Origin of the sequence: Treponema sp. UBA7570 (genome assembly GCA_002477955.1) — a bacterium.
In the GTDB taxonomy this organism is placed as follows: Bacteria; Spirochaetota; Spirochaetia; order Treponematales; family Treponemataceae; genus Treponema_D.
The window spans coordinates 1-22,563 of sequence record DLLE01000017.1 but is presented as its reverse complement, the minus strand read 5'-3'; the positions used below and the strand labels follow the sequence as shown (position 1 = coordinate 22,563).

At 39.1% G+C, this 22,563-nt stretch carries 21 protein-coding genes; 10 read left to right on the top strand and 11 right to left on the bottom strand.

Annotated features, from left to right (window positions below):
• Positions 1–797: Glu/Leu/Phe/Val dehydrogenase dimerization domain-containing protein (locus tag B4N75_RS01705; protein WP_296706437.1), on the bottom strand; the 797-nt coding region annotated here is incomplete at its 3' end.
• Between the two features lie 305 nt (positions 798–1,102).
• The gene (locus B4N75_RS01700; protein WP_296706435.1) at positions 1,103–1,972 is read right to left on the bottom strand and encodes a LysR family transcriptional regulator; all 870 of its coding nucleotides are present in this window, start codon (positions 1,970–1,972) and stop codon (positions 1,103–1,105) included.
• Positions 1,973–2,121: 149 nt separating this feature from the next.
• On the opposite strand from B4N75_RS01700, the gene B4N75_RS01695 reads away from it, so the two are divergent.
• Both B4N75_RS01695 and B4N75_RS01690 read left to right on the top strand, forming a co-directional pair.
• Positions 2,122–3,216, top strand: a complete 1,095-nt coding sequence (locus B4N75_RS01695; protein ID WP_296706433.1) for a pyridoxal phosphate-dependent aminotransferase — start codon at positions 2,122–2,124, stop codon at positions 3,214–3,216.
• 75 nt (positions 3,217–3,291) lie between these two features.
• A complete protein-coding gene (locus tag B4N75_RS01690) occupies positions 3,292–4,083 on the top strand; it encodes a PhzF family phenazine biosynthesis protein (protein WP_296022977.1) in 792 nt (263 codons plus the stop codon).
• 288 nt (positions 4,084–4,371) lie between these two features.
• Here B4N75_RS01690 and B4N75_RS01685 read toward each other — a convergent pair whose 3' ends face one another.
• Entirely contained in the window at positions 4,372–5,577 is a 1,206-nt protein-coding gene (locus tag B4N75_RS01685) for a CobW family GTP-binding protein (protein WP_296668810.1), read from the bottom strand.
• Positions 5,578–5,685: 108 nt separating this feature from the next.
• Here B4N75_RS01685 and ybaK point away from each other — a divergent pair, with 108 nt between their 5' ends.
• Positions 5,686–6,171 carry a Cys-tRNA(Pro) deacylase gene (gene ybaK / locus B4N75_RS01680; RefSeq protein WP_296706431.1) on the top strand — a complete coding sequence of 162 codons (486 nt, stop codon included), beginning with the start codon at positions 5,686–5,688 and terminating at the stop codon, positions 6,169–6,171.
• A gap of 169 nt (positions 6,172–6,340) precedes the next feature.
• Here the strand turns inward: ybaK and B4N75_RS01675 are convergent, their stop codons facing one another.
• Positions 6,341–9,175, bottom strand: coding sequence for a CHASE2 domain-containing protein (locus tag B4N75_RS01675; RefSeq protein ID WP_296706429.1), 2,835 nt, complete (start codon positions 9,173–9,175; stop codon positions 6,341–6,343).
• Between the two features lie 94 nt (positions 9,176–9,269).
• On the opposite strand from B4N75_RS01675, the gene B4N75_RS01670 reads away from it, so the two are divergent.
• The 5 genes from B4N75_RS01670 to B4N75_RS01650 are packed head-to-tail and all read left to right on the top strand — an operon-like array spanning position 9,270 to position 13,088.
• The gene (locus tag B4N75_RS01670) at positions 9,270–9,707 is read left to right on the top strand and encodes a hypothetical protein (protein ID WP_296668815.1); all 438 of its coding nucleotides are present in this window, start codon (positions 9,270–9,272) and stop codon (positions 9,705–9,707) included.
• A 35-nt stretch (positions 9,708–9,742) separates the two neighbouring features.
• Positions 9,743–10,894, top strand: coding sequence for a hypothetical protein (locus B4N75_RS01665; RefSeq protein WP_296022956.1), 1,152 nt, complete (start codon positions 9,743–9,745; stop codon positions 10,892–10,894).
• A 17-nt stretch (positions 10,895–10,911) separates the two neighbouring features.
• Complete coding sequence (locus B4N75_RS01660; protein WP_296668818.1) at positions 10,912–11,667, top strand: FecR family protein; 756 nt, start codon at positions 10,912–10,914, stop codon at positions 11,665–11,667.
• Positions 11,668–12,501, top strand: a complete 834-nt coding sequence (locus tag B4N75_RS01655; protein ID WP_296706427.1) for a hypothetical protein — start codon at positions 11,668–11,670, stop codon at positions 12,499–12,501.
• The gene (locus B4N75_RS01650; protein ID WP_296668820.1) at positions 12,501–13,088 is read left to right on the top strand and encodes a metallophosphoesterase; all 588 of its coding nucleotides are present in this window, start codon (positions 12,501–12,503) and stop codon (positions 13,086–13,088) included. Before B4N75_RS01655 ends, B4N75_RS01650 begins: the two co-directional genes overlap by 1 nt.
• Positions 13,089–13,115: 27 nt before the next feature.
• Here B4N75_RS01650 and B4N75_RS01645 read toward each other — a convergent pair whose 3' ends face one another.
• The 5 genes from B4N75_RS01645 to pth form a co-directional block, all read right to left on the bottom strand.
• Entirely contained in the window at positions 13,116–13,811 is a 696-nt protein-coding gene (locus B4N75_RS01645) for an MBL fold metallo-hydrolase (RefSeq protein ID WP_296668822.1), read from the bottom strand.
• Positions 13,812–13,901: 90 nt separating this feature from the next.
• Positions 13,902–14,726 (bottom strand): DbpA RNA binding domain-containing protein, encoded by an 825-nt coding sequence (locus B4N75_RS01640; RefSeq protein ID WP_296022946.1) that lies wholly within the window; start codon positions 14,724–14,726, stop codon positions 13,902–13,904.
• A 40-nt stretch (positions 14,727–14,766) separates the two neighbouring features.
• Positions 14,767–15,666: a GNAT family N-acetyltransferase gene (locus B4N75_RS01635; protein WP_296706425.1), complete on the bottom strand. Its 900-nt coding sequence runs from the start codon at positions 15,664–15,666 to the stop codon at positions 14,767–14,769.
• 44 nt (positions 15,667–15,710) lie between these two features.
• Positions 15,711–16,310, bottom strand: coding sequence for an ATP-dependent Clp protease proteolytic subunit (locus B4N75_RS01630; protein ID WP_296022941.1), 600 nt, complete (start codon positions 16,308–16,310; stop codon positions 15,711–15,713).
• 149 nt (positions 16,311–16,459) lie between these two features.
• Complete coding sequence (gene pth / locus B4N75_RS01625; protein WP_296022940.1) at positions 16,460–17,116, bottom strand: aminoacyl-tRNA hydrolase; 657 nt, start codon at positions 17,114–17,116, stop codon at positions 16,460–16,462.
• A gap of 408 nt (positions 17,117–17,524) precedes the next feature.
• Here pth and nrdD point away from each other — a divergent pair, with 408 nt between their 5' ends.
• Together nrdD and nrdG are read left to right on the top strand one after the other, a co-directional pair.
• Positions 17,525–19,690: an anaerobic ribonucleoside-triphosphate reductase gene (nrdD, locus tag B4N75_RS01620; protein ID WP_296022936.1), complete on the top strand. Its 2,166-nt coding sequence runs from the start codon at positions 17,525–17,527 to the stop codon at positions 19,688–19,690.
• 3 nt (positions 19,691–19,693) lie between these two features.
• Entirely contained in the window at positions 19,694–20,206 is a 513-nt protein-coding gene (gene nrdG, locus B4N75_RS01615; protein ID WP_296668827.1) for an anaerobic ribonucleoside-triphosphate reductase activating protein, read from the top strand.
• An 85-nt stretch (positions 20,207–20,291) separates the two neighbouring features.
• On the opposite strand, the gene trpA is transcribed toward nrdG, so the two are convergent.
• Positions 20,292–21,089 carry a tryptophan synthase subunit alpha gene (gene trpA / locus B4N75_RS01610; protein WP_296668829.1) on the bottom strand — a complete coding sequence of 266 codons (798 nt, stop codon included), beginning with the start codon at positions 21,087–21,089 and terminating at the stop codon, positions 20,292–20,294.
• Between the two features lie 124 nt (positions 21,090–21,213).
• Positions 21,214–22,473: a tryptophan synthase subunit beta gene (gene trpB, locus B4N75_RS01605; RefSeq protein WP_296668831.1), complete on the bottom strand. Its 1,260-nt coding sequence runs from the start codon at positions 22,471–22,473 to the stop codon at positions 21,214–21,216.
• Positions 22,474–22,563 lie beyond the last annotated feature (90 nt).

The following is a 22,563-nucleotide window of genomic DNA, read 5'->3' as shown; positions in this document are numbered from 1 at the left end:
GTGATTACTTTTCCGCCAAGCTGAGTAACTTTCTCGCAAGCGTACTGAGCAACGTTTCCGTCTCCGGAGATAATGCAAGTTTTTCCGTTGAAGTCTGTGTTTACAGCCTTGAGCATGCACTCTGCAAAGTAGATAAGTCCGTATCCTGTAGCCTCAGGGCGAATCAAAGAGCCGCCGAAGTCCAGACCTTTTCCTGTGAGAACACCAGTAAACTGGTTTGTGATTCTCTTGTACTGTCCGAACATAAACGCAACTTCGCGTCCGCCAACGCCCTTGTCTCCAGCTGGAACGTCTGTGTCAGCTCCGATGTGGCGGTACAATTCTGTCATAAACGACTGGCAGAATCTCATAACCTCAGCGTCTGATTTTCCGTGAGGGTCAAAATCCGAGCCGCCTTTTCCGCCGCCCATTGGAAGTGTTGTCAAAGAATTTTTAAGAACCTGCTCAAATCCCAAAAATTTAAGAACGTCAAGGCTTACCTCTGGAGAAAAGCGCAATCCTCCTTTGTAAGGTCCGATTGCAGAGTTAAACTGAACGCGGAATCCGCGGTTTACGTGAGGTTTTCCAGCGTCATCTGTCCACGGCACGCGGAACATAATGATTCTCTCTGGCTCAACAAATCTTTCGAGAACTGCTGTGCTCTCAAGCTCAGGCATTGTGTCAACAACCGGCGAAAGAGTCTCAAGAACAAGGCCAGCCGCCTGCAAGAAATGCTCCTGGTCAGCGTAGCGAGCTTTCAATTCATCCCAAACGCGTTTGCAGTAAGCGTTTTTAACGTTAAATTCTTTAAGTGCCATTTTTTATCTCCTTTTTGATTAGCATTTAAAAGCGGGCAAAAAAAATAAGACGCCATAAACAAAACTCCACACACTGCATTTAAAGACAATGATAGCGTTTTATTTACAGCGTCTTTGCCGTATGAAATAAACATAAATTTTTTGTGCAAAATAGTCAATAAACAGCCTCAAAATTCATCAAATTTAACCTAGAAAAAAAATCAGGAGCACACCACAAGCACAAACCGGCTCTCCACGGTTCCGCTTTCGCTCCATCCGCCAAGGCGGACGCATTCGCGCCGTTACGATCCGGGCTGCATTAAAAGTTAAAGAAGCTCAGATTTTCTTTCCATTATAAAATCTATAAAGGTTTTTGCCGCAATCGGAAGCAAATTGTAATTCTTAAACACAACAGCAAGCGTTCTCCTTACAGGCGGCTCTATCGGTACAGAAACAACATCATAGCAAGTTTTGTTCAAAACAAGTTTTGTAAGGATAGAAATGCCCAATTCTTTTTCAACCATAGAAAGAATCGAATAATCATCATGAACACGAAGTTTTATGTCTGGAGAAATTCCCTCAAAACGGAATGCTTCTAAAATCTCGCTGTAAGCCCCTTCTTCTAATAGTAGAAAAGGCTCGTTTTTTAGGTCATTAAGAGTTACAGATTTCTTTTTAGAAAGCGGATAATTTTTTGGAACAACTGCGCAAAATTCGCCTGTTTTTACAATCTTTGACTCCATTCCGCTTACCGCCGCTGGATTAACAAAACCAAAATCCACAGAGCCGTTCTTTACCCATTCAGCAATGCTTGAATAGTCGCCCTGATGAAGAACCAGTTGAACTTTCGGATATTTTTCCCAAAAAAGTTTTATTATTTCTGGAAGCCAATGGCACGAAACGCTCGAAACTGTTCCAATACGAACAAGACCAGTTTCAAGTCCGCAAATTTCGTCGCAAGTCCGGCGCATCAATTTGTAATGTTCAACGCAATCTTTTATAAAAGGAAAGAGTTTTTCACCGTCCAAAGTAAGTTTTATTCCATATCGAGAACGGTGCAAAAGCTGAACAGAAAGTTCATTTTCTAAAGAAGAAATCATCTGGCTTAACGCTGGCTGCGTACAACCTACAATATCAGCAGCCTTTGTAAAACTGCCAGTCTCAACTACTTTTAGAAACGCAATATACTTATACATTCAAATAACCTTTTTGCATATTAGAATAATAAAAATCAATTTCCCTTATTCATATACTTTATTTTATAATAAGTCAAAAGTTTTCTGAACGCCGGCAAAAGAAAACTTTTATTTTCAACTCAATAAAAAAACGAGGCATAAATATGGATATGAGCAAATTTTTGGTCGATGAATATTTTGAACGCTATGAAAAACAGGCAAAATTTATGATGGGAAGCTCCGATCCGGAATCTCTTTTTCTGAAGGAAGCAGTCTTCGATTTTTCAAAATACAAAGACATTCAACTGGGATACTCACTTGAAAACGGATATTTTCCATTGCTAAAAAAAATTTCGTTACTTTACACTTCTTTAAATGAAAAAAATATTGCGACAATGAACGGCGGCGAAGAAACAATATACACAACAATGCGAGCACTTCTTGACTCTGATGATGAAATCGTTGTTCATCAGCCTTCGTTTCAGTCACTTTCTGTAATTGCAAGAGAAATTGGCTGTAAAATCGTTGAATTTTCACCGACTTTTGAAGACAAATGGAAATTTGACATAAATTTATTTGAATCAAAAGTAACGGAAAACACAAAAGCCATAATACTAAATTATCCGCACAATCCGACCGGAGCCTGCCTTACTGATTCTGAAATGAAAGAAATTGTGCAAGTCTGCCGCTCAAAAAATATAATTCTTATTTCAGACGAAGTTTACCGTTTTTTAAGCATTAAAGACGGATATTCAACTAAGTCTTTTGCAGATTTATACGAAAATGCAATTGCATTGGGAAGTTTTTCAAAAACATTCGCTTCTCCAGCGCTGCGCCTTGGCTGGATTGCAACAAAAAACACTAAACTTATGAAAAAAATACTTGCCTACAGACATTTTACAAGCACTTGCATAAACATTTTGAGCCAAATTGCAGGCAGCGAAATTTTAGACAATGCAGAAAAAATAATTCAACGGAACAATTCGATTGCAAAACAAAATGCCATACTTTTAGACGAATTTATAAAAAGACATAAAAACCTGTTTGAATATGTTCCTCCGAAAGGAGCAACTACGGCCTACGTAAAACTTTCTGACCAAAGAAACTCTATGGATTTTTGCATGGAACTGTTAAAAGAAACAGGTGTCCTGATTGTTCCGTCTGTAGTTCTTGAAAAAAAAGATAATTTTTTAAGAATCGGACTTGGACGAAAAAATTTTGCAGAAGCCTTGACCCGTGTAGAAAAATTTTTAGAGGCAAGATAAAAACAGCCGAAAATGGCGTCTGTTTTTATCTTTAAAAGTTTGCGTTGCAAACTTTCTTATTATTGGAGGAACAAAATGAAACAATATGTCGTTGACGCATTTACGGACGAAATTTTTAAAGGGAATCCTGCGGCAGTCTGCATAATGGAAAACTGGATTGACGAAAAACTTATGCAAAAAATCGCAGTTGAAAACAATCTTTCAGAAACTGCATTTGCCGTAAAAGACAAAAAAAAGGGACTTTATAAGTTGCGGTGGTTCACCCCTGGAGGAGAAGTTGAGCTTTGTGGCCATGCAACTCTTGCAACAGCATTTATAATTACAAGATTTTTTGAACCGGAAACAACAGAAATAATATTTGACACTTTAAGCGGTCTTCTTTCTGTAACAAAAAACAGTGAATTTCTTACGTTAAATTTTCCATCATTTAAGCTGAAGCCGATTCCTATAACACAAAAAATAATAAACGCAATCGGAACAAAGCCGCAAGAAGCATATATTGGAGCGGATATTGTATGCGTGCTAAAAAACGAAGAAGAAGTCCGAAACATAAAACCAAATTTTAAAATAATTCAGGAACTTGAAGGCGTTTGCTTCCATGTAACTGCACGAGGAAAAGAATTCGACTGCATAACAAGGTCGTTCGCTCCCAAATGCAACGTTGCAGAAGACCCTGTTTGCGGAAGGGCACACTGCCATATTATTCCACTTTGGACAGAAAAATTAAAAAAAATAAATCTTACAGCATACCAAGCTTCAAGCCGAGGCGGAATTCTCTACTGCCGAACAGAAAAAGACCGGACGATTATCAGCGGAAAAGCAGTCCTTTTTTCCATAGCTGAGATATTTGTGACGCAAGATTCCTGATTTTTCTTGTAAACAACTTTTATGATTTTTTAGCTGGAAAAATATTTGGATAATTCAGAACAAACTTACAAAATCTTACGCCGGATGCGGAGGGCTTTAGTTGTTGAAACAGTTGTGCTTTTGCACAACCGTTTCAACAATGCAGCGAAAGCGAAACCCGAAGCAGCCGGTTGTTAAGTTAAGTTTTGTTTTGTGCAAAATTTGATTTTAAACAAAAAAATGCCGTCCAAAATTCAAAAAAAATTCAGACGGCATTCATTTTTTTTTGCTGTTTTTTAGAAAAATTTGCTATTCGGCAAGGCACTTGTCCAACTCGGCAGAAATTGCCTTTTTGTCAAGTTTTTGTCCGATAATACAGAGCTTTATCATTCTGTCGCCGACAGTTTCGTCCCATTCTTTTTGAATTTCCGGGTTCTGTGCAAGGATTTTTTTCTGTTCTTTTGCAGGAGCAGCGGCAATCCACTGTCCAGAATAGCCTGCCTGAATCTGTCTTCCGCTTGTTTCAAAAACCCAGGCCATTTCCGGTTCGTCTGCAAACCACATCAAACCTTTGCAGCGGATAATATTTCTTGGCCATTTTGCCGCAAACTCATCAAGTTTCTGGCGGTCAAACGGCTTACGGCGGAAGTAAATGAATGTTCCGATTCCGTATTCGTCTTCGTCTGCCCCGGAATCTCCATCGTGCTTGTGCTCGTGGTGATGATGCTCATGGCCATGTTCATGCTCGTGATCATGGTCTTCTTCGTGTTCATGTTCATGCTCTTCGTGCTCATGCTCGTCTTCTTCAACTTCATCTTCTTCCAGATGTTTGCACCAGCCGGCAGCGGCATAAACTGTTTCAAAGTCGAATGAATGTGTCGAAAGAATTTCTGCAACATCAACCTTGCCATGGTCAGTTTCGATAATTTTTACGCCAGGATGCAGAGTTTCAATAACCTTGCGGACTTTTTTAAATTCGTCTTCAGTAACAAGGTCTTTTTTGTTGATTACGAGAGTTGAACAGAATTCAATCTGCTGAACCAAAAGCGATTCAATGTCTTCTTCGCCCATGTCTTTTTTGTCGAGAAGTTTGTTTCCGCCGGCAAATTCATCAACCAGACGGGCAGCATCAACAACTCCGACAACATTGTCCAAAACGCCGTTTTTTATAGTTTCGAGTTCCTGAGCAATCGGCATTGGCTCACAAACGCCAGAAGCCTCGATCATAACATAATCGTATTTTCCAGATTTTATGAGATTCTCAATATTCTGCGAAAGCTGAGATTTTAAAGTACAGCAGATACAGCCGTTCGTAAGAGGAACAATGTCCGAAGTGTCGGTGATTTTTGCTCCATCGGCAATCAATTTTGCATCAACATTCACTTCGCCAATATCGTTTACAATAACAGCAACCTTATAACCTTTCTGATTAGAAAGAACCTGATTTAAAAGAGTCGTTTTTCCAGCACCAAGATAACCGCAAAGCAGCGTGATTGGTGTTTTTGCCTTAGCCATAATATCCTCCAAAAAAAACTTCTTATTAAAAAATCTTCCTATTAAAGATAATAAATTTTTCGCAAAAAGACTATAAATTTAAAAAAATTGTAGATAATATAAAAAATCATGAAAAAAACAAACGCAATGAGAATCCTTGACGGTCTCAAAATCAAATACGAAACCTTAAGCTACGAAGACGACGGCGAACACGAGCTCAGCCGAGGAGCCGCCGAAAATATCGCGGCAAAACTCGGAATAAATCCAGCCGCCTGTTTTAAGACAATCGTAATGCGAAACGAATCCAAGCAAATTTTCGTTTTTTGCCAAAGCGCGCTTCACGAAATCAACCTAAAAAAAGCCCGCAACGCATCCGCCTCAAAAGAAATCACCCCTGTCAAACCCGACGAGCTTCTCGCTTTAACAGGCTACATTCGCGGAGGCTGTTCACCTCTTGGCATGAAAAAAAAGTTTCCGACATTTATCGATCAGACTGCCCTTAATTTTGAAAAAATCTACATAAGCGCCGGAGTCCGCGGACAGCAAATTGTAATTTCGCCAGTCGATTTAGTAAAAGCCACAGACGCCCAGACCGTAGATTTAGTTCTCGAATAATTTTAAAATTTGGACGGCAGGCCGCATTTTAGCAGCAAATTTTGCACAAAAATGCTTATGTCCTCAAAAACCGGCTGCTCCGGGTTCCGCCTTCGCTCCATTGCCGGACGGGCTGCGCAAAAGCCCAGCCTGTCCAGCAACAAAAGCCCTCCGCATCCGGCGTAAGCTGCTATTTTGAAGTCATATTAACAATTCCGTCCCAGTTTACGCTCAACCCGTTTTCAAGATATTCTTTACAGCGCTGAGCGTAAACCAAAGGAGTTTCATCTTCTGGAACAAATTTATTTGCCTTTATAAAAAGTTTTCCTGCTTTTATAAAGTCTCTTTTAAGATAGAGCTCCATTGCATTCTTAAAAATTTCTGCCGCTTCAAGAACATTTTCAGGAAGTTCTTCTTTTAAGCCCAAAATATTCCAAAGCTGAACAGGCTCCGCCCTGCCGACAACGCGTACTCTGTCGAGTTTTCTTGCAAGGATTTTGTCAAAATTTTCGCCGGAATTTGCTTCTTTCCAGGTTGCATCGCTGCACAAAATCCATGATTTATATACTTTATTTACGCCTTCAAGACGGCTTGCAAGGTTTACAGCGTCGCCCATAATCGTATAATTCATTTTTGCGCTTGTTCCCATATTGCCGACAACCATTTCTCCGCTGTTTATACCGATTCTTGTTTCCAATGCCCTAGGAATTGTTCCATCTGCCAAAGCACGCCTGTTAAAAAGAGTTTCTTCCTGCTTCATTCTAATTGCAGAAACACAAGCATTCCATGCAGGATTCTTTAAATCAATCGGAGCGCCAAAAAAACTTACGATTGAATCGCCGATATATTTGTCGATTGTTCCCTGCTCTGCAAGAATTCTGTCCGACATGCTTCCAAGATATTCATTCAAAATGCTTACAAGCTTTGTAGGCGTTACAAGTTCCGAAAAAGCCGAAAAAGACTTTATGTCAGAAAATAACGCTGTCATTCTCTTTTCGTCGCCACCGAGTTTTAATTTTGAAGGATCTTTTACAATTTCTTCAACAACAGCAGGGGCAAGGTAAGTCGAAAAAGCATTTCTGAGCACGCCTTTGTCTTTTTCTGCCGTAACAAAACGCAGGACAACAACAAGCAGATAAGAAAAACTTGTTACAACCACAGGCGCAACAACAGGAACATAAAGTCCCCAAAAGCCCATCAATCCAAACGGCAAGCCGACAGAAATTATTACAGTAAAAATTCCAAACATATTCTGAATCCAGGCTTTTTTTCCGCCGGTGTAAACAACTGACAAAAATGCAAGAAGAGAAGCTATGGCAAAACCTAGGAGCCAGTGAATTTCCCGGACAAAATCCTGGTTCATAATCGTGTTGTAAACATTTGCGTGAGTTCCAACATTCGGATAAGCGCGGTTAAAAGGCGTTGTTCCTAAATCTGTCGTAGAACTTGCAGTATTTCCGACAATACAAAATGAACCGTCATAGGCTTTTTTCTTTTCGTTAAAAGTTCCATGATAGATTTCGTCTTCATTCTTCAGATTTTCGTAAAGAATTTTAATTTCATCTTTTATGTCTATATAATTCTGCTCATCAAGTTCATTTTTCATTTCGTCAAGACGGGAATTTATCTCTTCAAAATAAAAACCGTCAATAAAATTTCTTACACGCTCAAAAAAAGTTTGCCGCGCGTCAAAATAATCAGTGTATTCTTCTGGCAAAATTCCGCCATCGATTGCCTTTCCGTCTTCCGCAAAACCGCGGCATTTTTGCAAAAGAAAAGTTTTATACTGCTTTATGTAATTGTAATCGTTTAAAAGTCCAGAAACTTCTTCTTTGTAGGAAAGCGGCTTTCCCTGTGCGTCCCATAAATTGAATCCATTCAAGGTTTCCAAAAGCGAAACTATTTTTGATTCAGTTTCGTCCAACTGGTAAAGCATTACAACGCTTTCCCGGCGGAAAGAATCGATAAATTCTTTGTTGAGCCAGTTTATCAGCATACGTCCATGAGCATCCAAAGGAATCGTAATATTTATCCGCTCAGCTTCGTTGTCAGGATTCTTTGCATCTATCAATTTTAGAGAAAACGGCATTCTTATAAGTTCTTTCGGATCAAGTTTTTTTAGAATTGGAGCAAAAGTCAACTGTCCGATATACCCATCATTTTGACGGCTCAAAAGCTCAACGCGTCTTCTCGTTCCATCGCTGTCCAAAACAACATTTGTAAAACCTGCGCCCTTTGCGCCTTTCATAAACTGCTCAAGAGCTGGACAAAATCCAAGTCTGTTGTCTCCGCCCTGGTCAATCAAATAATACTGATTTCCTTTTAAAATCCGTTGTTTTTTGTCCTGAACATTAAAATAAAGGCATTTTTTTCGGACATATTCCAGATATTCAGGAGAATATTTTATATCCAAATCCAAAATATTGACCGTAAGCCAAGTATCTCCAAAAAATTGAATCGCCTTTGCAAAAAGCTCATCGTTGTCTTGAAAACTCGAATTCAAGATGCTTTCTTTTAGAGAATCAAATTCCGGATTAACCCAATCTTCAATCGCGTCAGATGCAAGTTGAATCAAGTCCTTTTTTCCGTACATTCCGCTTACGGCAGCATCAGCAAACTGGCTTATAAAATCCGAAACATCTTTTTTTTGAGAATCGAGGGCATTTCCAATTTCGACAGAGGCTTGAGGATTTACACCAAGATGAGAAGGAGAAAGATATTCAATATCGAAAACTGCTGTTTTTGCGCCGAGTTCCTTCATTCTTAAAAGAGAATTTGCAAAAATATCGCGGCTCCACGGCCATGGCCCTAAATCTTCGAGCGACTTATTGTCAATTTCAACAAAAAGAATTTCTTGCCGGCTTTTAGGTTCTTTTCTAAGCGAAAGCATAAAATCGTAAAGCCTGTAATCAAATTTTTGAAAAAATCCAAAAAATCCAGCACAAGCACAAAGTAAAATTACGAGAAAAACCGCAATTTTATCAATCGACTTTTTTAACAAATTTTTAGAAAGTTTATCTCTCATTATGACAAAAAGTATAACACATGTTATGATTTTATATAGTTAAATTTCAATTCTCTTTTCAAATCATATAAATAGTTTCAATCTCGGAGGAAATATGAAAAAAAGTCTGTTGCTGCTGATTGCTGCATTGCTTTCTTTTTCTGCAGCTGCTCAAAATTCCGAAAAATTAACAGAACTCATCAACTCAAAAACTGCAACTTACGGTCAAGTAGCGTATCTTTACGGAGTATATTCGGAAAAAATTGATGAAAACGCGTCTTACGAAGAATCGCTCGACGTTCTAAAAGAAAATTTTCCATTAAAAAAAGAAATTTCTTCATCATCACCTGTTACACTCTCAGAACTTTCCTTTATTTTTGCAAAACTTGCAAATTTAAAAGGCGGAATTTTTTATACGCTTTTTTCAAATCCGCATTACGCCTTTAAAGAACTTCAGGCAAAAGAAATTTTACCAGAAAACTCAGATCCATCGCAAAAAGTAAACGGCCGGGATGTAATTGCAATTTTTAATGCCTGCCTTTCGCAAGAATAAAAACTGCAAAAAGACATTTTGTATCGGGAGTAAATATGAAAAAATCGATTCTTACAGTATCCGCTTTTTTTGCAGCAATTTCGCTTTCTGCATTCGATTTTGGCGGAAGCCTTGGAAATAATTCAAAATTTGAGGATACTTTTTCTAACGATGGCCTAAAACTCAATCAAAAAAACTATGCCTCGATTTGGGGACAGGTTCCTTTTCAAGACACAAAAAATTATTTTTTTGTACAGGGACGTTTTCAGCACGAATATGACGCCGACAAAAAAGATTCAACAAATGCAATAAATCTTGACAACGCGCAGTTTGTTTTTTATAAGCAAAATTTTATATTCAACGTTGGACGTTTTTATTATTCAGACATTTCTTCCATTATATATAATCAGAGCGGAGATGGGGCGGAAGTTCAATTTCAACTTCCTGGAATAAAAGCCAGCGCCTACGGTTTTTACACAGGTCTTTTAAATTCCCAGTTTATCACTCTAAACGACTTTGACTATATCGCCGACGAAGACAAAATCTACGATTTATGCGCTAAATATCTTATTGCAGGTTTAAAAGTTGAATTGCCGTCTTTTTTTGGTGAACAGACGTTTTCTGCCGAAGTTTTAAATGCATGCCGGCTTGAAGGGAAAAATTACAACAGGCTTTTTGCAGAAGGAAAACTCGAAGGTCCGGTTTCTGTTTTAAACGGGCTTTTTTACGATTTGACGGCAGCTATCGAATTCTCTAAATACGACGACCAAAAATTCAAAATTGCGAACCTTTCAAAAGCAAGAATTTATTTTTATCCAGGCTTTAAAGATACACAATTTTCTTTCAACGCTGTATACACTACAGGAGAAGAAAAAGACAAAGATTCTTCGGTAAACGCTTTTTCTGCAATTACAAGTTCAACTGCTGTAAATTCGCTCGAAGAACCAGAATTTTCCGGAATCCTTAAAGCCGGGCTTTCTGCTTCAATAAAGCCTGTAAAAAATCTTCTTGTTGCGGCAAATGCAGATGCAGTTTTTAACACAAACAAAAATAAAAACAAATATTCTGGCTTTCAATACAAAGCACTTGCAAACTGGCAGATTTTAAGCGATTTGTTTGCAGGCGCAGAACTTTCACAATTCTTTGACAAAGACAACTCTGAAAACAACAAAACGTCGATTTCGTTGAAAGCAATTCTTACATTCTAAATTATGGAGGAAACAAAATGAAAAAAACAGTAAAAACGTTTGCATTTATTTGTTTAACACTTTTTGGTTCTGTTTGTGCTTTTTCTGCCCCATTTGAAGCAACAGTCGTTTCTGCAAAAGGAAAAACAGAAGTTCAGCGCGCAGGAATATGGACTGCGCTTAAAACAGGAAATTCTGTAAGCCGCGGCGATGTTATTCAGACAGGTTTTAAGTCGGAACTTATTATTAAAATAAAAAATTCGACAGTAACAGTTTCGCCGATGAGCCGAATAACAGTTGAGCAACTCGCCGAAAAAAAAGACAAGGACGAAACAAAACTTTTCTTAGACACAGGTTCTCTAAGGTCAAACGTAAAAAAAACAGAAGACCGCAGAATTGGTTTTACAGTTCGCTCACCAGTTGCAACCGCTTCTGTCCGCGGAACTGAATTCAGCGTAAAAAACATTTACGGCGGAACAGAAATTATCGGTTACGAAGGCGAAACTACAGCCTGGAAATCTTCTCAGCCACAGCAACCGGAAATTGCAGCTACAGAAGATGATGACATTGAAATTGAAGAAAACAATTCTGAATCAATTTCTAGAGGTCAATCAGGAGCAGTTATCGTAAGAAAACACACTAAATCTTCTTATACAGAAAATTCTTCTACTTCACCAAAAGAAAATTTGAAAAAAATGTCGGAAAACATCGGCAAACTAGAAAGTTATGATCCAACCAATCAAAATTCATCAAAACGCTCAAATCTTCTTATAAATATTACGATAAAAGAATAAATGAATCAGATAAAATTTAAAAAAATCTCAAAGGACGTACTTTTTATAAGCGCGTTCTTTGCTGTTTGTGCAGCAGGATTTACAAGTTGCACAAAAGAACAAAAAACACAGCCAGCGGCTACAGAAGAAATTCAAACCGAAGAACAGAAAACTGCCGTCAAAATAAACATTTTGGACGAACAGACAAAAGAATATCTTTCCGGCAAAACAATTGCCGTAGTTTTAGGACACAGCTACAACGATTTGCAAACTGTCGAAAAAATAAAACAGCTTTTGAACATAAATTACGGTGTCAAAACTGACGAAACGGAAGCTTTAATAACAATTTTGGTTTATCCGGAAGATTTTTTAGTTGCAGGAAAACCAAGAATCAGTTCAATTTATTCAAAACTTGAAGACAAAAATCTTGCAGGAATAATAACATTTGGCGCTCCAGAAGGACTTTGCAACGCACTTGCAAGACTCGAAGACCTTTCTATAAAACAGCAGGAAGAAAACAAAAATGAAAAAGTTTTTAAACGTTCATATCCAGTTTTTTCATTTTTTCAACAAGACGACACGCTCGGTTCCGAATCGACGGCAGATTTTGTCCTCGACTATACTCCAAAACAAAATTCTCTCGAAATGGAGCAAACTGCAAACATTCCAGATTTTGACACAAGTTCAATGCTTTTAAATGCAATCGATGAAATGCTAAAACTTCGCGCCCCGCTTGAAATCAATAAAAATTTAATTCAAGTTGTGCAAAAAATTGTCGGGAAACAAAAACAGGTTTCAAATTACACAGATTATGAATCCGGATTAAAAGCCGCAAATCATTTTATTTTTAACTGATGCCCCTAATTCAAGAAAAAACAAAAAATCTCGCAAACAAAGAAACTGCAAAAATTCTAGTTATTTCGGACAGCCACGGTCAAACAAAAAATTTGCGCTCTGTTCTGGAATCTCAAAAAAATACCTGCGATGCCCTAGTTTTTACAGGCGACGGAATGCTAGATTTAATAACAATTATGGAAGAAGACTTTAACTCTCCTCCAGAACACAAAATTTTGCCAGAAAATGTAATTTTTGTCCGCGGAAACGGAGATTCGCCTTATTACAAAATTTTTACAGATAAACCGCAAATTTTACAAATTCAAGAAGATGCCAGCTTTACGGTTGCACACAAAAAATTTTTTGTAACACATGGACATTTTTTTGGAGTTTATTATTCAACACAGGAATTGCTCGATTATCTTGAAAAAAACAAATTTGACGCAGGACTTTTCGGCCATACACACGTGCCATTTGCCAAAATTTCAAAAGATATTCTGCTTTTAAATCCCGGAAGTATTTCATTACCAAGAAAAAATTCAAAAAAAAGCTACGCAGTTTTGACAGTCACAAAAGAAAACATAAAATATGAATTTTTTGAGCTTTGATTTTGAAATTTTTCTGCAAAACAAAACTTAGAAGAAAAAATCATCCATTTTAAAGCCACAATAATCGTGTCCAGGATAAACCAAAGTCTTTCCGTCTACGTCCTGCTTTAACTTTTTAAGGCTCTGCATCATCAAAACTTCGTTTCCGCCAAGGTCTGTCCGTCCATAACTTCCGTAAAAAACAGTATCGCCACTCAAAAGCAATTTTTCGGATTCGTTGTAAAGGCAGACACTTCCCATCGTGTGTCCTGGTGTATGAAGAATTTTCCAGTTTTTAAGAGAATCTTTTACTTTTTTCGAAAGTCCGCCGGAAAAATGTTCCATACAGTCAAAAAGTGTTTTATTATCTTCCAAAAAACAGTCGGCAGAAGGAAGATTTTTTACCGCGCTTAAAAAATCAGAAAACCCGATTGCATCAAGTTCTTCTTTTTGAATTTTAGAAGCGTCCTTGCCAATCATTTGAGAATCAGCATTGTGAATTAAAATAGGAATATTCGGATAAAATTCTTTCAAAACAGGAAGCCCGGCAACATGGTCAAAATGACCGTGAGTTAAAACAAGTGCGACCGGCTCTTTTTTGTTTTCTTTTAAATAATCAGAAATTACGGTTTTGTCTCCGCAATATTCGCAGCTGGCGGGATCTACGATAAAAACCTTATTTTCACAAAGATCTACAACCATGGAATTTACACCGAGCGGACCCGTTCTTAAAATTTTTACCATAAAAAGCCTCTGCAAAAAAAACAAATTCGCAAAAAAAAGCATTGAGCTCTTAAAAATCAAAATTTTCAAAAACTCAATGCCATTTAAATTTTACAGATCAGCAGAAGAACTTGAGCGAGGCTTGCGGAGAGCCATGATTTCTTCGTCTGTCATTTCAATTGGCGCTTTTTCCATTTCTTTTGCAAAAGCAGCCTGCTGAGCAACAGTATCCGAATTTGAAGCGGTAAAACTGTCAACAATCGGCGCAGACTTGTTTTCTACATTTGGAACTCTTTCATTGTTAATGTATTCTTCTGCAGGTTCGCTTTCTTTTTCAGAAAACTCAGCGGCATCTTTCTTTTCAGAATAACTAACAGAAAGTTTGCGACCGCGCCAGTCAAAATCGTTGAGCGCAGAAATTGCCTTGTCTGCATCTTCTTTGAAAAGCTCAACAAAAGAATAATTTGCAAGAACTTTGATATTTCCGATGCGTTCGCGTTCAATTCCAGCTTCGTTGATAAAAAGACCAAGAAGATCGCGTGCAAATACATGACGGTTGCGTCCAATGCTTACAAAAACTGTCGCAGCATTTTCTGGTGCGATTTCTACACGAGGACTGCGTTCTTTTGGCTCGCTCTCAGAATTTTCCTGACGTTCTTTTCTTTCTTCGTAGCGGTTGCGACGATTTTCCTCACGGCGTTCACGGAAATTTTCGCGTGCTGTCCTGTTCGGATTAAAGCGATAGATTGCGCCTTTTGAAGCCTGCAAAAGAAAAGCGGCAACATAAGAGCGTCTTGTAAGAGGAACATTTTTCTTAAAAACTTTTTTAAGTTCTTCGTAATATTCCGGATTTGATTCTACTTTAGAAACTGCGTTTTTCAAAAAAGCAGCTACCTGATCCATGTTAAGTTCAGTTTCACGTCTGTTAAAAGCCATTTTGATACTCCTAAAAAAAATGCCTTAAATTAAATAGGCTTTAGTTCAATTCAGCCACAAAAGCAAAATCTTTTTCTTCAAAACCTAAATCGGTCAATGTTGATTTTAGCATTTTTGGCACAAATGAATTGTTAATTATAAAAAATTGAATTCCGTCTTCGGTTAAAGTGGAAATGCTTCTTGATAAAAGCTCTCTGGCAATTCCAAGCCCACGGTAATTCTGATTTACAAAAAGGGCGTTTAAAAATGCAACCTTTTTACTGGACAAACCCGAATATAAAACACAACCGGCAAACTCGTCCGACAAAGTACGGCAAACAAAACCGCCAGTACAGTTTTTAGTCAGAGCGTTGATTGAATCAAACTGATCTTTTAGTTGTAAAGAAATAGCTGAACCAAGTTCACCTGAAAATTGAATTTTTAATTCTTCAAAAAAAGCACTTGCTAAAAAAGCAACATTTCCGCTGTCCATATCCGCAGAAAATGTCCGGAAAGCAAAGTCTTCAAGAACCAGATCATCATATTCGTAAAAGTCTTGCTCTAAAGTTTCCAGCCCCCACGACTCCCGCAGTGCGTTGTACCATTCGCAAACCATTTTTTTCATTTCTTTGTTCTTAAAAGAATGAAATCTTCTGTCCGCTTCAGGATACTTTTTTAATGTATTTTTAAAATTTCTGAAAACCCCCCGTCCTTCAAGTAAAATCTGTTTAAGTTCGCCGCAAGCCTTTATGCCTTTGTACTTTGCAATAAAATTTTCAAGCAAACTGTAGCCGTCGGCACTAGTCCACAACGGCAGCGAATAAATATTTTCCTCATCAACCGATTCTGGCTCACACTGAACAATCCTGGAATTTTTCGCATCCAAACCAAAATTTTGCTGCTGATTTTCCATGGCGAACAAAATGTCTGCGCACAAAGAATCAGTTAATTCAAAAAACATCGATTACCCTTTTTTATGTTGATTGCCCTAATATAACACAAAATTTATGCTTCGGGCAACTCTTTGCGGCTCGAAACAATAGTTCCGACAATGCCATAATCCGCCGCTTCCTGAGCAGTAAGCCAATGATCTCGTTCTGTATCTTTTTTTACAGTTTCAAAATCTTTTCCAGTCGCTTCTGCAATCAATTTTGTAAGAGTTTCGCGCGATTTTGAAATTTCCTGAGCAGTAATCTCAATATCAGTTGCAACACCGCGGCTTCCGCCCATCAAAGGCTGATGAATCAAAAAATGGCTGTTCGGCAAACTAAAGCGTCTTTCTTTTGGAACAGACAAAAACAAGGTTACACCCATGCTCGCAATAAGTCCCATTCCAATTGTATAAACAGGAGCATTTATAAAGCGAATCATATCGTAAAGTCCAAAACCGTCGTCGATTGAGCCTCCTGGAGAATCAATGTAAAGATAAATCGGTTTATCAGAATCTGCTTCAAGAACAAGAAGCTGCTTTACAATTTTTTCAACCAGTTCTTCGTTCACTTCGCCGCTGACAACAATCTGGCGAGTTTTTAAAAGTTTCTCAGCAAAAGCGTCTGCAGAAACTTTTTTTTCTTTTTTTTCGTCTTCATCAATAAATTTAGCCATACTTAAAATATATAAAAATTCCCGCTTATTGTCTAATGAAAAAATCAGAAAAGACAGGAGGGGAAAGCCTTCCCCTGCGCTGCAACCACGGCAAAATTGCCGCGTTTTCCGCTACCCCTTCTCCTGGGGGAAAATTCCCCCAAGCCCCCTTAAATCAGTTTTCGTTTGCTCCAGCCCTGCAAAATACGCTGCTGGTTTTCGTCCGTGGAAAGCAAAAATTTTGCAAACATTTCATTTGTCTGTGCAAATTCCTGAGCAAGAATTATCTGCTCGTCTGCCGTAAAATTAGAAAGCACGTAGTCGGCAATGTCGCGGTTTTGAGGTTTTGTAAGTCCAAAACGCAGCCGCCAGAAATCGGCAGTTCCAAAAGCAGACTTCATTGAACGAAGGCCGTTGTGCCCTCCAAGACCGCCGCTCCATTTTAAGCTGACAGTTCCCAAAGGAAGCTCAAGCTCGTCGTGAACAACCAAAATTTCTTCCGGAAGAATTTTATAAAAACGGGCAAGTTCTCCAACGCTTTCTCCGCTCAAATTCATATAAGTAAGCGGTTTTAAAAAGTAGATTTTATCTGGAGAGCCTTCCGGCACAATCGGGTCAGAACCGTCTTTTTTAGAATACATTCCTGTTTCTGCAAACCAATGTGCGAGCACAGAAGTTTCTATAACAGCATAGTCGCCTTTAAATTTATTCTGAAAATTCAATCTGTTGTAAAAAGGAAGCTGCGCAGCAAACTGCCAGGCAACATTGTGCCGAGTTTTTTCGTACTCGCTGCCATAATTTCCTAAAAAAGCCACAAGTTTAATCATTAAAAGCCTCAGTTTTTTGTATTTATTTATAGAAATAAATTATACCAATTCGCGTAAACTGTGTAAAAGGACAGATTTTTTTATATATTCAGGGCTTGCGGCAGGGATCGGAAGGGACGCGAAGCGTGTGTTTTTGCCTGCAAAAATACCGGAGGCAAAAGCCGTAGCCCTGGAGAGCCCGTTTTTTGCGCAGCAAAAAGCCGCCCGATTAAAAAACTTTTTTATGCAAATTTAGCGGTTTGCGATTGAAGTTTTTTTATGTCCGATATATATTATTTAAGCGCTCCAAAAACACTAAATATAGCGTTTTTTGGGGCTTTTTTATCATTTTTGACACTACCATATTTTTCAATTTGTCAAGTGATTTTCTAAAAATTCTTAAAATATTTTTCGGAGGAAAACTATAAAATGAAGATTATCAAAAGAAATGGCGTGGAAGTTATTTTTGACATAAAAAAAATCATAACGGCAATTTCGAAGGCAAATGCCGAAGTTCCGCTCAGCGACCAGCTTTCTGACAATCAAATTAAATCTATCGCAGAAAATATCGAAAATGCCTGCGCTTCTGAAAATCACGAAATGAACGTCGAAGCTATTCAGGACATGGTCGAAAAAGAAATTATGAAGGCTGGCGCTTTTGATATTGCAAAAAAATATATTACTTATCGTTATCAGCACGAACTTATGCGCAAGGCAAACACGACCGACAAGCAGATTCTTTCGCTGCTTGAATGCCAGAACGAAGAGGTTAAGCAGGAAAATTCAAATAAAAACTCGACTGTTGTTTCGGTTCAGCGCGATTACATGGCTGGAGAAGTTTCTAAAGATATTACAAAACGATTTTTGCTCGACGAAGACATTGTACAGGCGCACAACGAAGGCATTATTCACTTTCACGATGCTGACTATTTTGCCCAGCACATGCATAACTGCGACCTTGTAAACCTGGAAGACATGCTCCAAAACGGAACTGTTATTTCCGGCACAAGAATCGACAAGCCTCATTCTTTTTCTACAGCTTGCAACATTGCAACTCAGATTATTGCTCAGGTTGCTTCGAGCCAATACGGAGGCCAGTCAATTTCGCTCGCACATCTCGCTCCTTTTGTTGATGTAAGCCGCAAAAAGATTATCCGCGAAATGAACTTAATTGCCGAAAAAACAGGTCTGCACTACAACCCGGAACAGTTTAAGGAAATTGTAGAAATGCGCCTTAAGGACGAAATTACCCGTGGCGTTCAGATGATTCAGTATCAGGTTGTAACACTGATGACGACAAACGGCCAAAGCCCTTTTGTTACGGTCTTTATGTATTTGAACGAAGTTAAAGACGAACAGACAAAGTCCGACCTTGCGCTCATTATTGAGGAAGTTTTAAAGCAGCGTTTTCAGGGCGTTAAAAACGAGGCAGGTTTCTGGGTTACTCCAGCATTTCCTAAACTGATTTATGTTCTTGAATCTGACAATATTTCTGAAGACGGAAAATATTTTTATTTGACAGAACTGGCTGCAAAATGTACAGCGCGCCGCCTTGTACCAGATTATATTTCCGAAAAAAAGATGATGGAACTCAAAGACGGAAACTGTTATCCTTGCATGGGATGCCGTTCGTTCCTTACTGTTTACCACGATCCTCAAACAAACAGACCAAAATTCTACGGCCGTTTTAATCAGGGCGTTGTAACAATCAACCTTGTCGATGTAGCATGCTCGTCTGGCGGAAATATGGACGCTTTCTGGAAGATTTTTGACGAACGCCTTCAGTTGTGCTTCAGAGCTCTTATGGCCCGTCATAACAGGCTGTTGAATACTCCGAGCGATGTTGCCCCGATTTTGTGGCAAAATGGCGCTCTTGCGCGTCTTGAAAAAGGCGAAGTAATAAACAAGCTTTTGTACGGCGGATATTCAACTATTTCTCTCGGATACGCAGGACTTTGCGAATGTACAAAATACATGACTGGAAAACCTCATACAGATCCAGAAGCAACTCCTTTTGCCTTAAAAATAATGCGCTACATGAACACAAAATGTGCCGAATGGCGCGACCAGACAAACATTGCATTCTCGCTCTACGGGACTCCTCTCGAGTCAACAACTTACAAATTTGCAAAATGCTTAAAACGTCGTTTTGGCGAAATTGAAGGCGTAACAGACAAAAACTACATTACAAATTCTTATCACGTGCATGTGACTGAACAGGTTGATGCATTCGCAAAACTCACATTTGAAAGCCAGTTCCAGGAGCTTTCTCCAGGCGGCGCTGTAAGTTATGTCGAAGTTCCAAATATGGAAAACAATATTCCTGCTGTAATCGCTCTGCTCAAGCATATTTACGAAAACATAATGTATGCTGAACTGAACACAAAATCCGACTGCTGCCAAAAATGCGGTTACACTGGCGAAATTCGGGTTGTCGCAGATGCTGACGGAAAATTGGTTTGGCAATGTCCAAACTGCGGAAACACAGATCAGACAAAAATGAATGTTGCCCGCCGAACCTGTGGCTACATCGGAACACAATACTGGAATCAGGGACGCACGCAAGAAATTAAAGAGCGCGTTTTGCATCTGTAAAAAATGTACTACGGCGAAATAAAAAAAATCGACATTGCAAACGGGCTTGGAGTTAGAGTAAGCCTGTTTGTAAGCGGCTGCAGAAATAAATGTCCAGGCTGCTTTAATCAGATGACGTGGAATTTTAACTACGGCCAGGAATTTACTCAAAAAACAGAAGAAGAAATTCTCGAAGCCCTAAAGCCAGAATATATTCAAGGGCTTACCGTTCTTGGCGGTGAGCCTTTTGAAGAAGAAAATCAGCGCGTCCTTGCGCCATTTTTGGAAAAAGTCCGTGCAATATTCCCAAAAAAAACAATCTGGTGCTATAGCGGCTACATTTACGACATAGATTTAAAACCTTCCGATGGACGCAAGCACTGCGAAGTAACAGACCGCATGCTCGACTGCATCGATGTTCTCGTGGACGGACCATTTAAACAGGAATTAAAAGACATAACCTTAAATTACCGCGGGAGCAGCAACCAGCGCATTTTATGGCTAAAAGAAAACAAACCGGTAAATTCAATCGACTAATCAAAACGATTTGTAAATAAAAAAAACTCTGTCCAAAAAACAAGGTTCTGAACAGAGTTTTGTTACTTACTTGGTCTGATATAAACTAAAGGCCTTTTATTTCCTTTGCTTTTGCGCAAATTGTGTCCTGCAGAACTTTTTTGTCGCCGGCTGCAGAATCTATAAGGCGGACAAAAACTGAGCCTGCTACGACTCCTTCGACATAAGGCGCTATTGCCTGTGCCTGCTCTTTTCCGTGAATTCCAAATCCACCGTAAATTTCCGGAACAAAACCGCTTTTATTTTGACGTTTTAATTTTTTTAAGAATTCAACTGTATGAGAGTCGACTTTTGTGTCCATTCCAGTAATTCCTGCACGCAAAGCCGCATAAATCGTCTTAAAACCAAAGTCCAGCATTTTTTGAAGGCGTTCGTCCGTCATGCTTGGAGCCGCAACAGGAATATTTTCCATTCCGTATTTTTTGCAGGCAACAGAAAGACCTTCGTCGCAGTCAAACGGCAAGTCTGGAATAATCATTGCATTTACGCCAACCTCGCTTGCTCTCCGGCAAAAATTATCAACACCAGGAGTAAAAATCAGGGAAGCATAAGACATTATTGCAATTTTTACATTTGGAAAGCTTTTATGCAATTTTGCGATAAAATCCAAGCCGTTTTGTGTTGTTGCTCCGTTTGCAAGAACAGTTGAACATGCGTTTTGAATTACAGGACCGTCTGCACTTGGATCAGAAAACGGCAGCTGAATTTCCAAAAAGTCGGCTCCGCCTTTTACGAGAGCTTCAGCGGCAGCAAAAGAAATTTCAGGATTTGGATAATTTGCAACTAAGTGCGACATCAATTTTATCATAATTTTTTTCCTTAATTTTGGTGATTGAATCTGCAAAACCTGCGTTAGGGATTGTAGGGGCGGCGAAGCCGTTCGCAACGCGAATGAAGCGCGGTTAGGCGCGGAACCCCGAAAAGCCCGGCTGACAGCCGCTTTTTGCGGCTGTCAGAACGCCCAAATTTTAATATTTTTCGTGAACATCTTTATTTTCTTCAAGACGCTTTAATTCGCTTTTTAGAAACTCTTTCCATTCTTCAGGACGGAAAACAGGGCTTGTAATAAAAACGTCCTTGTCGCCTCGTCCTGACATATTTATGACAATCGCCTTGTCTTTTGGAACTTTAGGCGCAAGTTTCATTGCATAAGCCGCCGCGTGTGAACTTTCGAGAGCCATAAGGATTCCTTCGTTTTTTGCAAAAAAATTAACGGCTTCGAGAGCTTCATTGTCGCGGATTGCTTCAAAAGTGATTCGGCCGGTTTTTCCAAGCATTGCAAGCTGAGGACTGATTCCAAGGTAGTCAAGTCCCGCAGAAATCGAACTTGTTTTTTGAGATTGGCCGTCGGCATCTATCAAAAAACGGCTTTTAAAACCTTGCATAATTCCGTCGCGCGCAGAATTTCCAACCATGCGGCTTGCGTTGTTTCCAATTTCCGGTCCACTTCCACCACCTTCCGCACCATAAAGTTTGATTTTTTCGTCCTTAAAGAATGGGGCAAAAAATCCAGAAGCATTAGAACCGCCGCCGACACAGGCAACAAGAGAATCAATCTGGATATTGCGCTCTGCACACTGTTTTTTTACTTCTTCGCCGATTATGGATTGAAAAGTGCGAACCATGTCAGGGAAAGGAGCTGGTCCCAAGGCAGAACCAAGACAGTAATGTGTAGTTTCAAAATTAGTAGCCCAGTCGCGCATAGCTTCATTTACAGCGTCCTTTAAAGTGCGAGAGCCTGTTTTTACGGCAACAACTTTCGCACCGTAAAGCTCCATTGAAGCCACATTTGGCTGCTGACGGCGAACATCGACTTCTCCCTGATAAATTACGCACTGCATTCCAAGTTTTGCACAGGCTGCGGCTGTTGCGACTCCATGCTGCCCTGCGCCTGTTTCTGCAATAATCCGCTTTTTTCCCATTTTTTTTGCAAGCAAAACCTGACCAATAGCATTGTTAATTTTGTGAGCGCCAGTATTTGCCAAGCCTTCGAGTTTTATGAAAATTTTTCCGCCACCCAAAAGTTCAGTAGCGCGTTCAGCAAACATAAGCGGAGTTTCGCGGCCAATATAATCGCGACGCAAAATGTTCAGTTCTTCTAAAAAATCCTTGTCGTGAATATAAAAATTAAAAGCCGAATCAAGTTCGTCAATCGCCGAATGTAAAATTTCAGGAATATATTTCCCGCCGTAATCACCAAAAAAACCGTCAATAGATTCTTCGTACATGTATATTTCTCCAGTTATTTCTTTATGATGTTTCTGTTTATAGAAACATCATAAAGAAATAACTCTTCTTTGTCAATTCCACCCATAAAA

Coding starts and splice junctions, on each gene's coding strand:
- B4N75_RS01700 (WP_296706435.1), bottom strand. CDS start 1,972: ATGTATAAGTATATTGCGTTTCTAAAAGTAGTTGAGACTGGCAGTTTT.
- trpB (WP_296668831.1), bottom strand. CDS start 22,473: ATGTACGAAGAATCTATTGACGGTTTTTTTGGTGATTACGGCGGGAAA.
- B4N75_RS01685 (WP_296668810.1), bottom strand. CDS start 5,577: ATGGCTAAGGCAAAAACACCAATCACGCTGCTTTGCGGTTATCTTGGT.
- B4N75_RS01695 (WP_296706433.1), top strand. CDS start 2,122: ATGAGCAAATTTTTGGTCGATGAATATTTTGAACGCTATGAAAAACAG.
- B4N75_RS01665 (WP_296022956.1), top strand. CDS start 9,743: ATGAAAAAATCGATTCTTACAGTATCCGCTTTTTTTGCAGCAATTTCG.
- nrdG (WP_296668827.1), top strand. CDS start 19,694: ATGTACTACGGCGAAATAAAAAAAATCGACATTGCAAACGGGCTTGGA.
- ybaK (WP_296706431.1), top strand. CDS start 5,686: ATGAAAAAAACAAACGCAATGAGAATCCTTGACGGTCTCAAAATCAAA.
- B4N75_RS01650 (WP_296668820.1), top strand. CDS start 12,501: ATGCCCCTAATTCAAGAAAAAACAAAAAATCTCGCAAACAAAGAAACT.
- B4N75_RS01670 (WP_296668815.1), top strand. CDS start 9,270: ATGAAAAAAAGTCTGTTGCTGCTGATTGCTGCATTGCTTTCTTTTTCT.
- B4N75_RS01655 (WP_296706427.1), top strand. CDS start 11,668: ATGAATCAGATAAAATTTAAAAAAATCTCAAAGGACGTACTTTTTATA.
- B4N75_RS01630 (WP_296022941.1), bottom strand. CDS start 16,310: ATGGCTAAATTTATTGATGAAGACGAAAAAAAAGAAAAAAAAGTTTCT.
- nrdD (WP_296022936.1), top strand. CDS start 17,525: ATGAAGATTATCAAAAGAAATGGCGTGGAAGTTATTTTTGACATAAAA.
- B4N75_RS01660 (WP_296668818.1), top strand. CDS start 10,912: ATGAAAAAAACAGTAAAAACGTTTGCATTTATTTGTTTAACACTTTTT.
- pth (WP_296022940.1), bottom strand. CDS start 17,116: ATGATTAAACTTGTGGCTTTTTTAGGAAATTATGGCAGCGAGTACGAA.
- B4N75_RS01690 (WP_296022977.1), top strand. CDS start 3,292: ATGAAACAATATGTCGTTGACGCATTTACGGACGAAATTTTTAAAGGG.
- B4N75_RS01640 (WP_296022946.1), bottom strand. CDS start 14,726: ATGGCTTTTAACAGACGTGAAACTGAACTTAACATGGATCAGGTAGCT.
- B4N75_RS01675 (WP_296706429.1), bottom strand. CDS start 9,175: ATGAGAGATAAACTTTCTAAAAATTTGTTAAAAAAGTCGATTGATAAA.
- B4N75_RS01635 (WP_296706425.1), bottom strand. CDS start 15,666: ATGTTTTTTGAATTAACTGATTCTTTGTGCGCAGACATTTTGTTCGCC.
- B4N75_RS01645 (WP_296668822.1), bottom strand. CDS start 13,811: ATGGTAAAAATTTTAAGAACGGGTCCGCTCGGTGTAAATTCCATGGTT.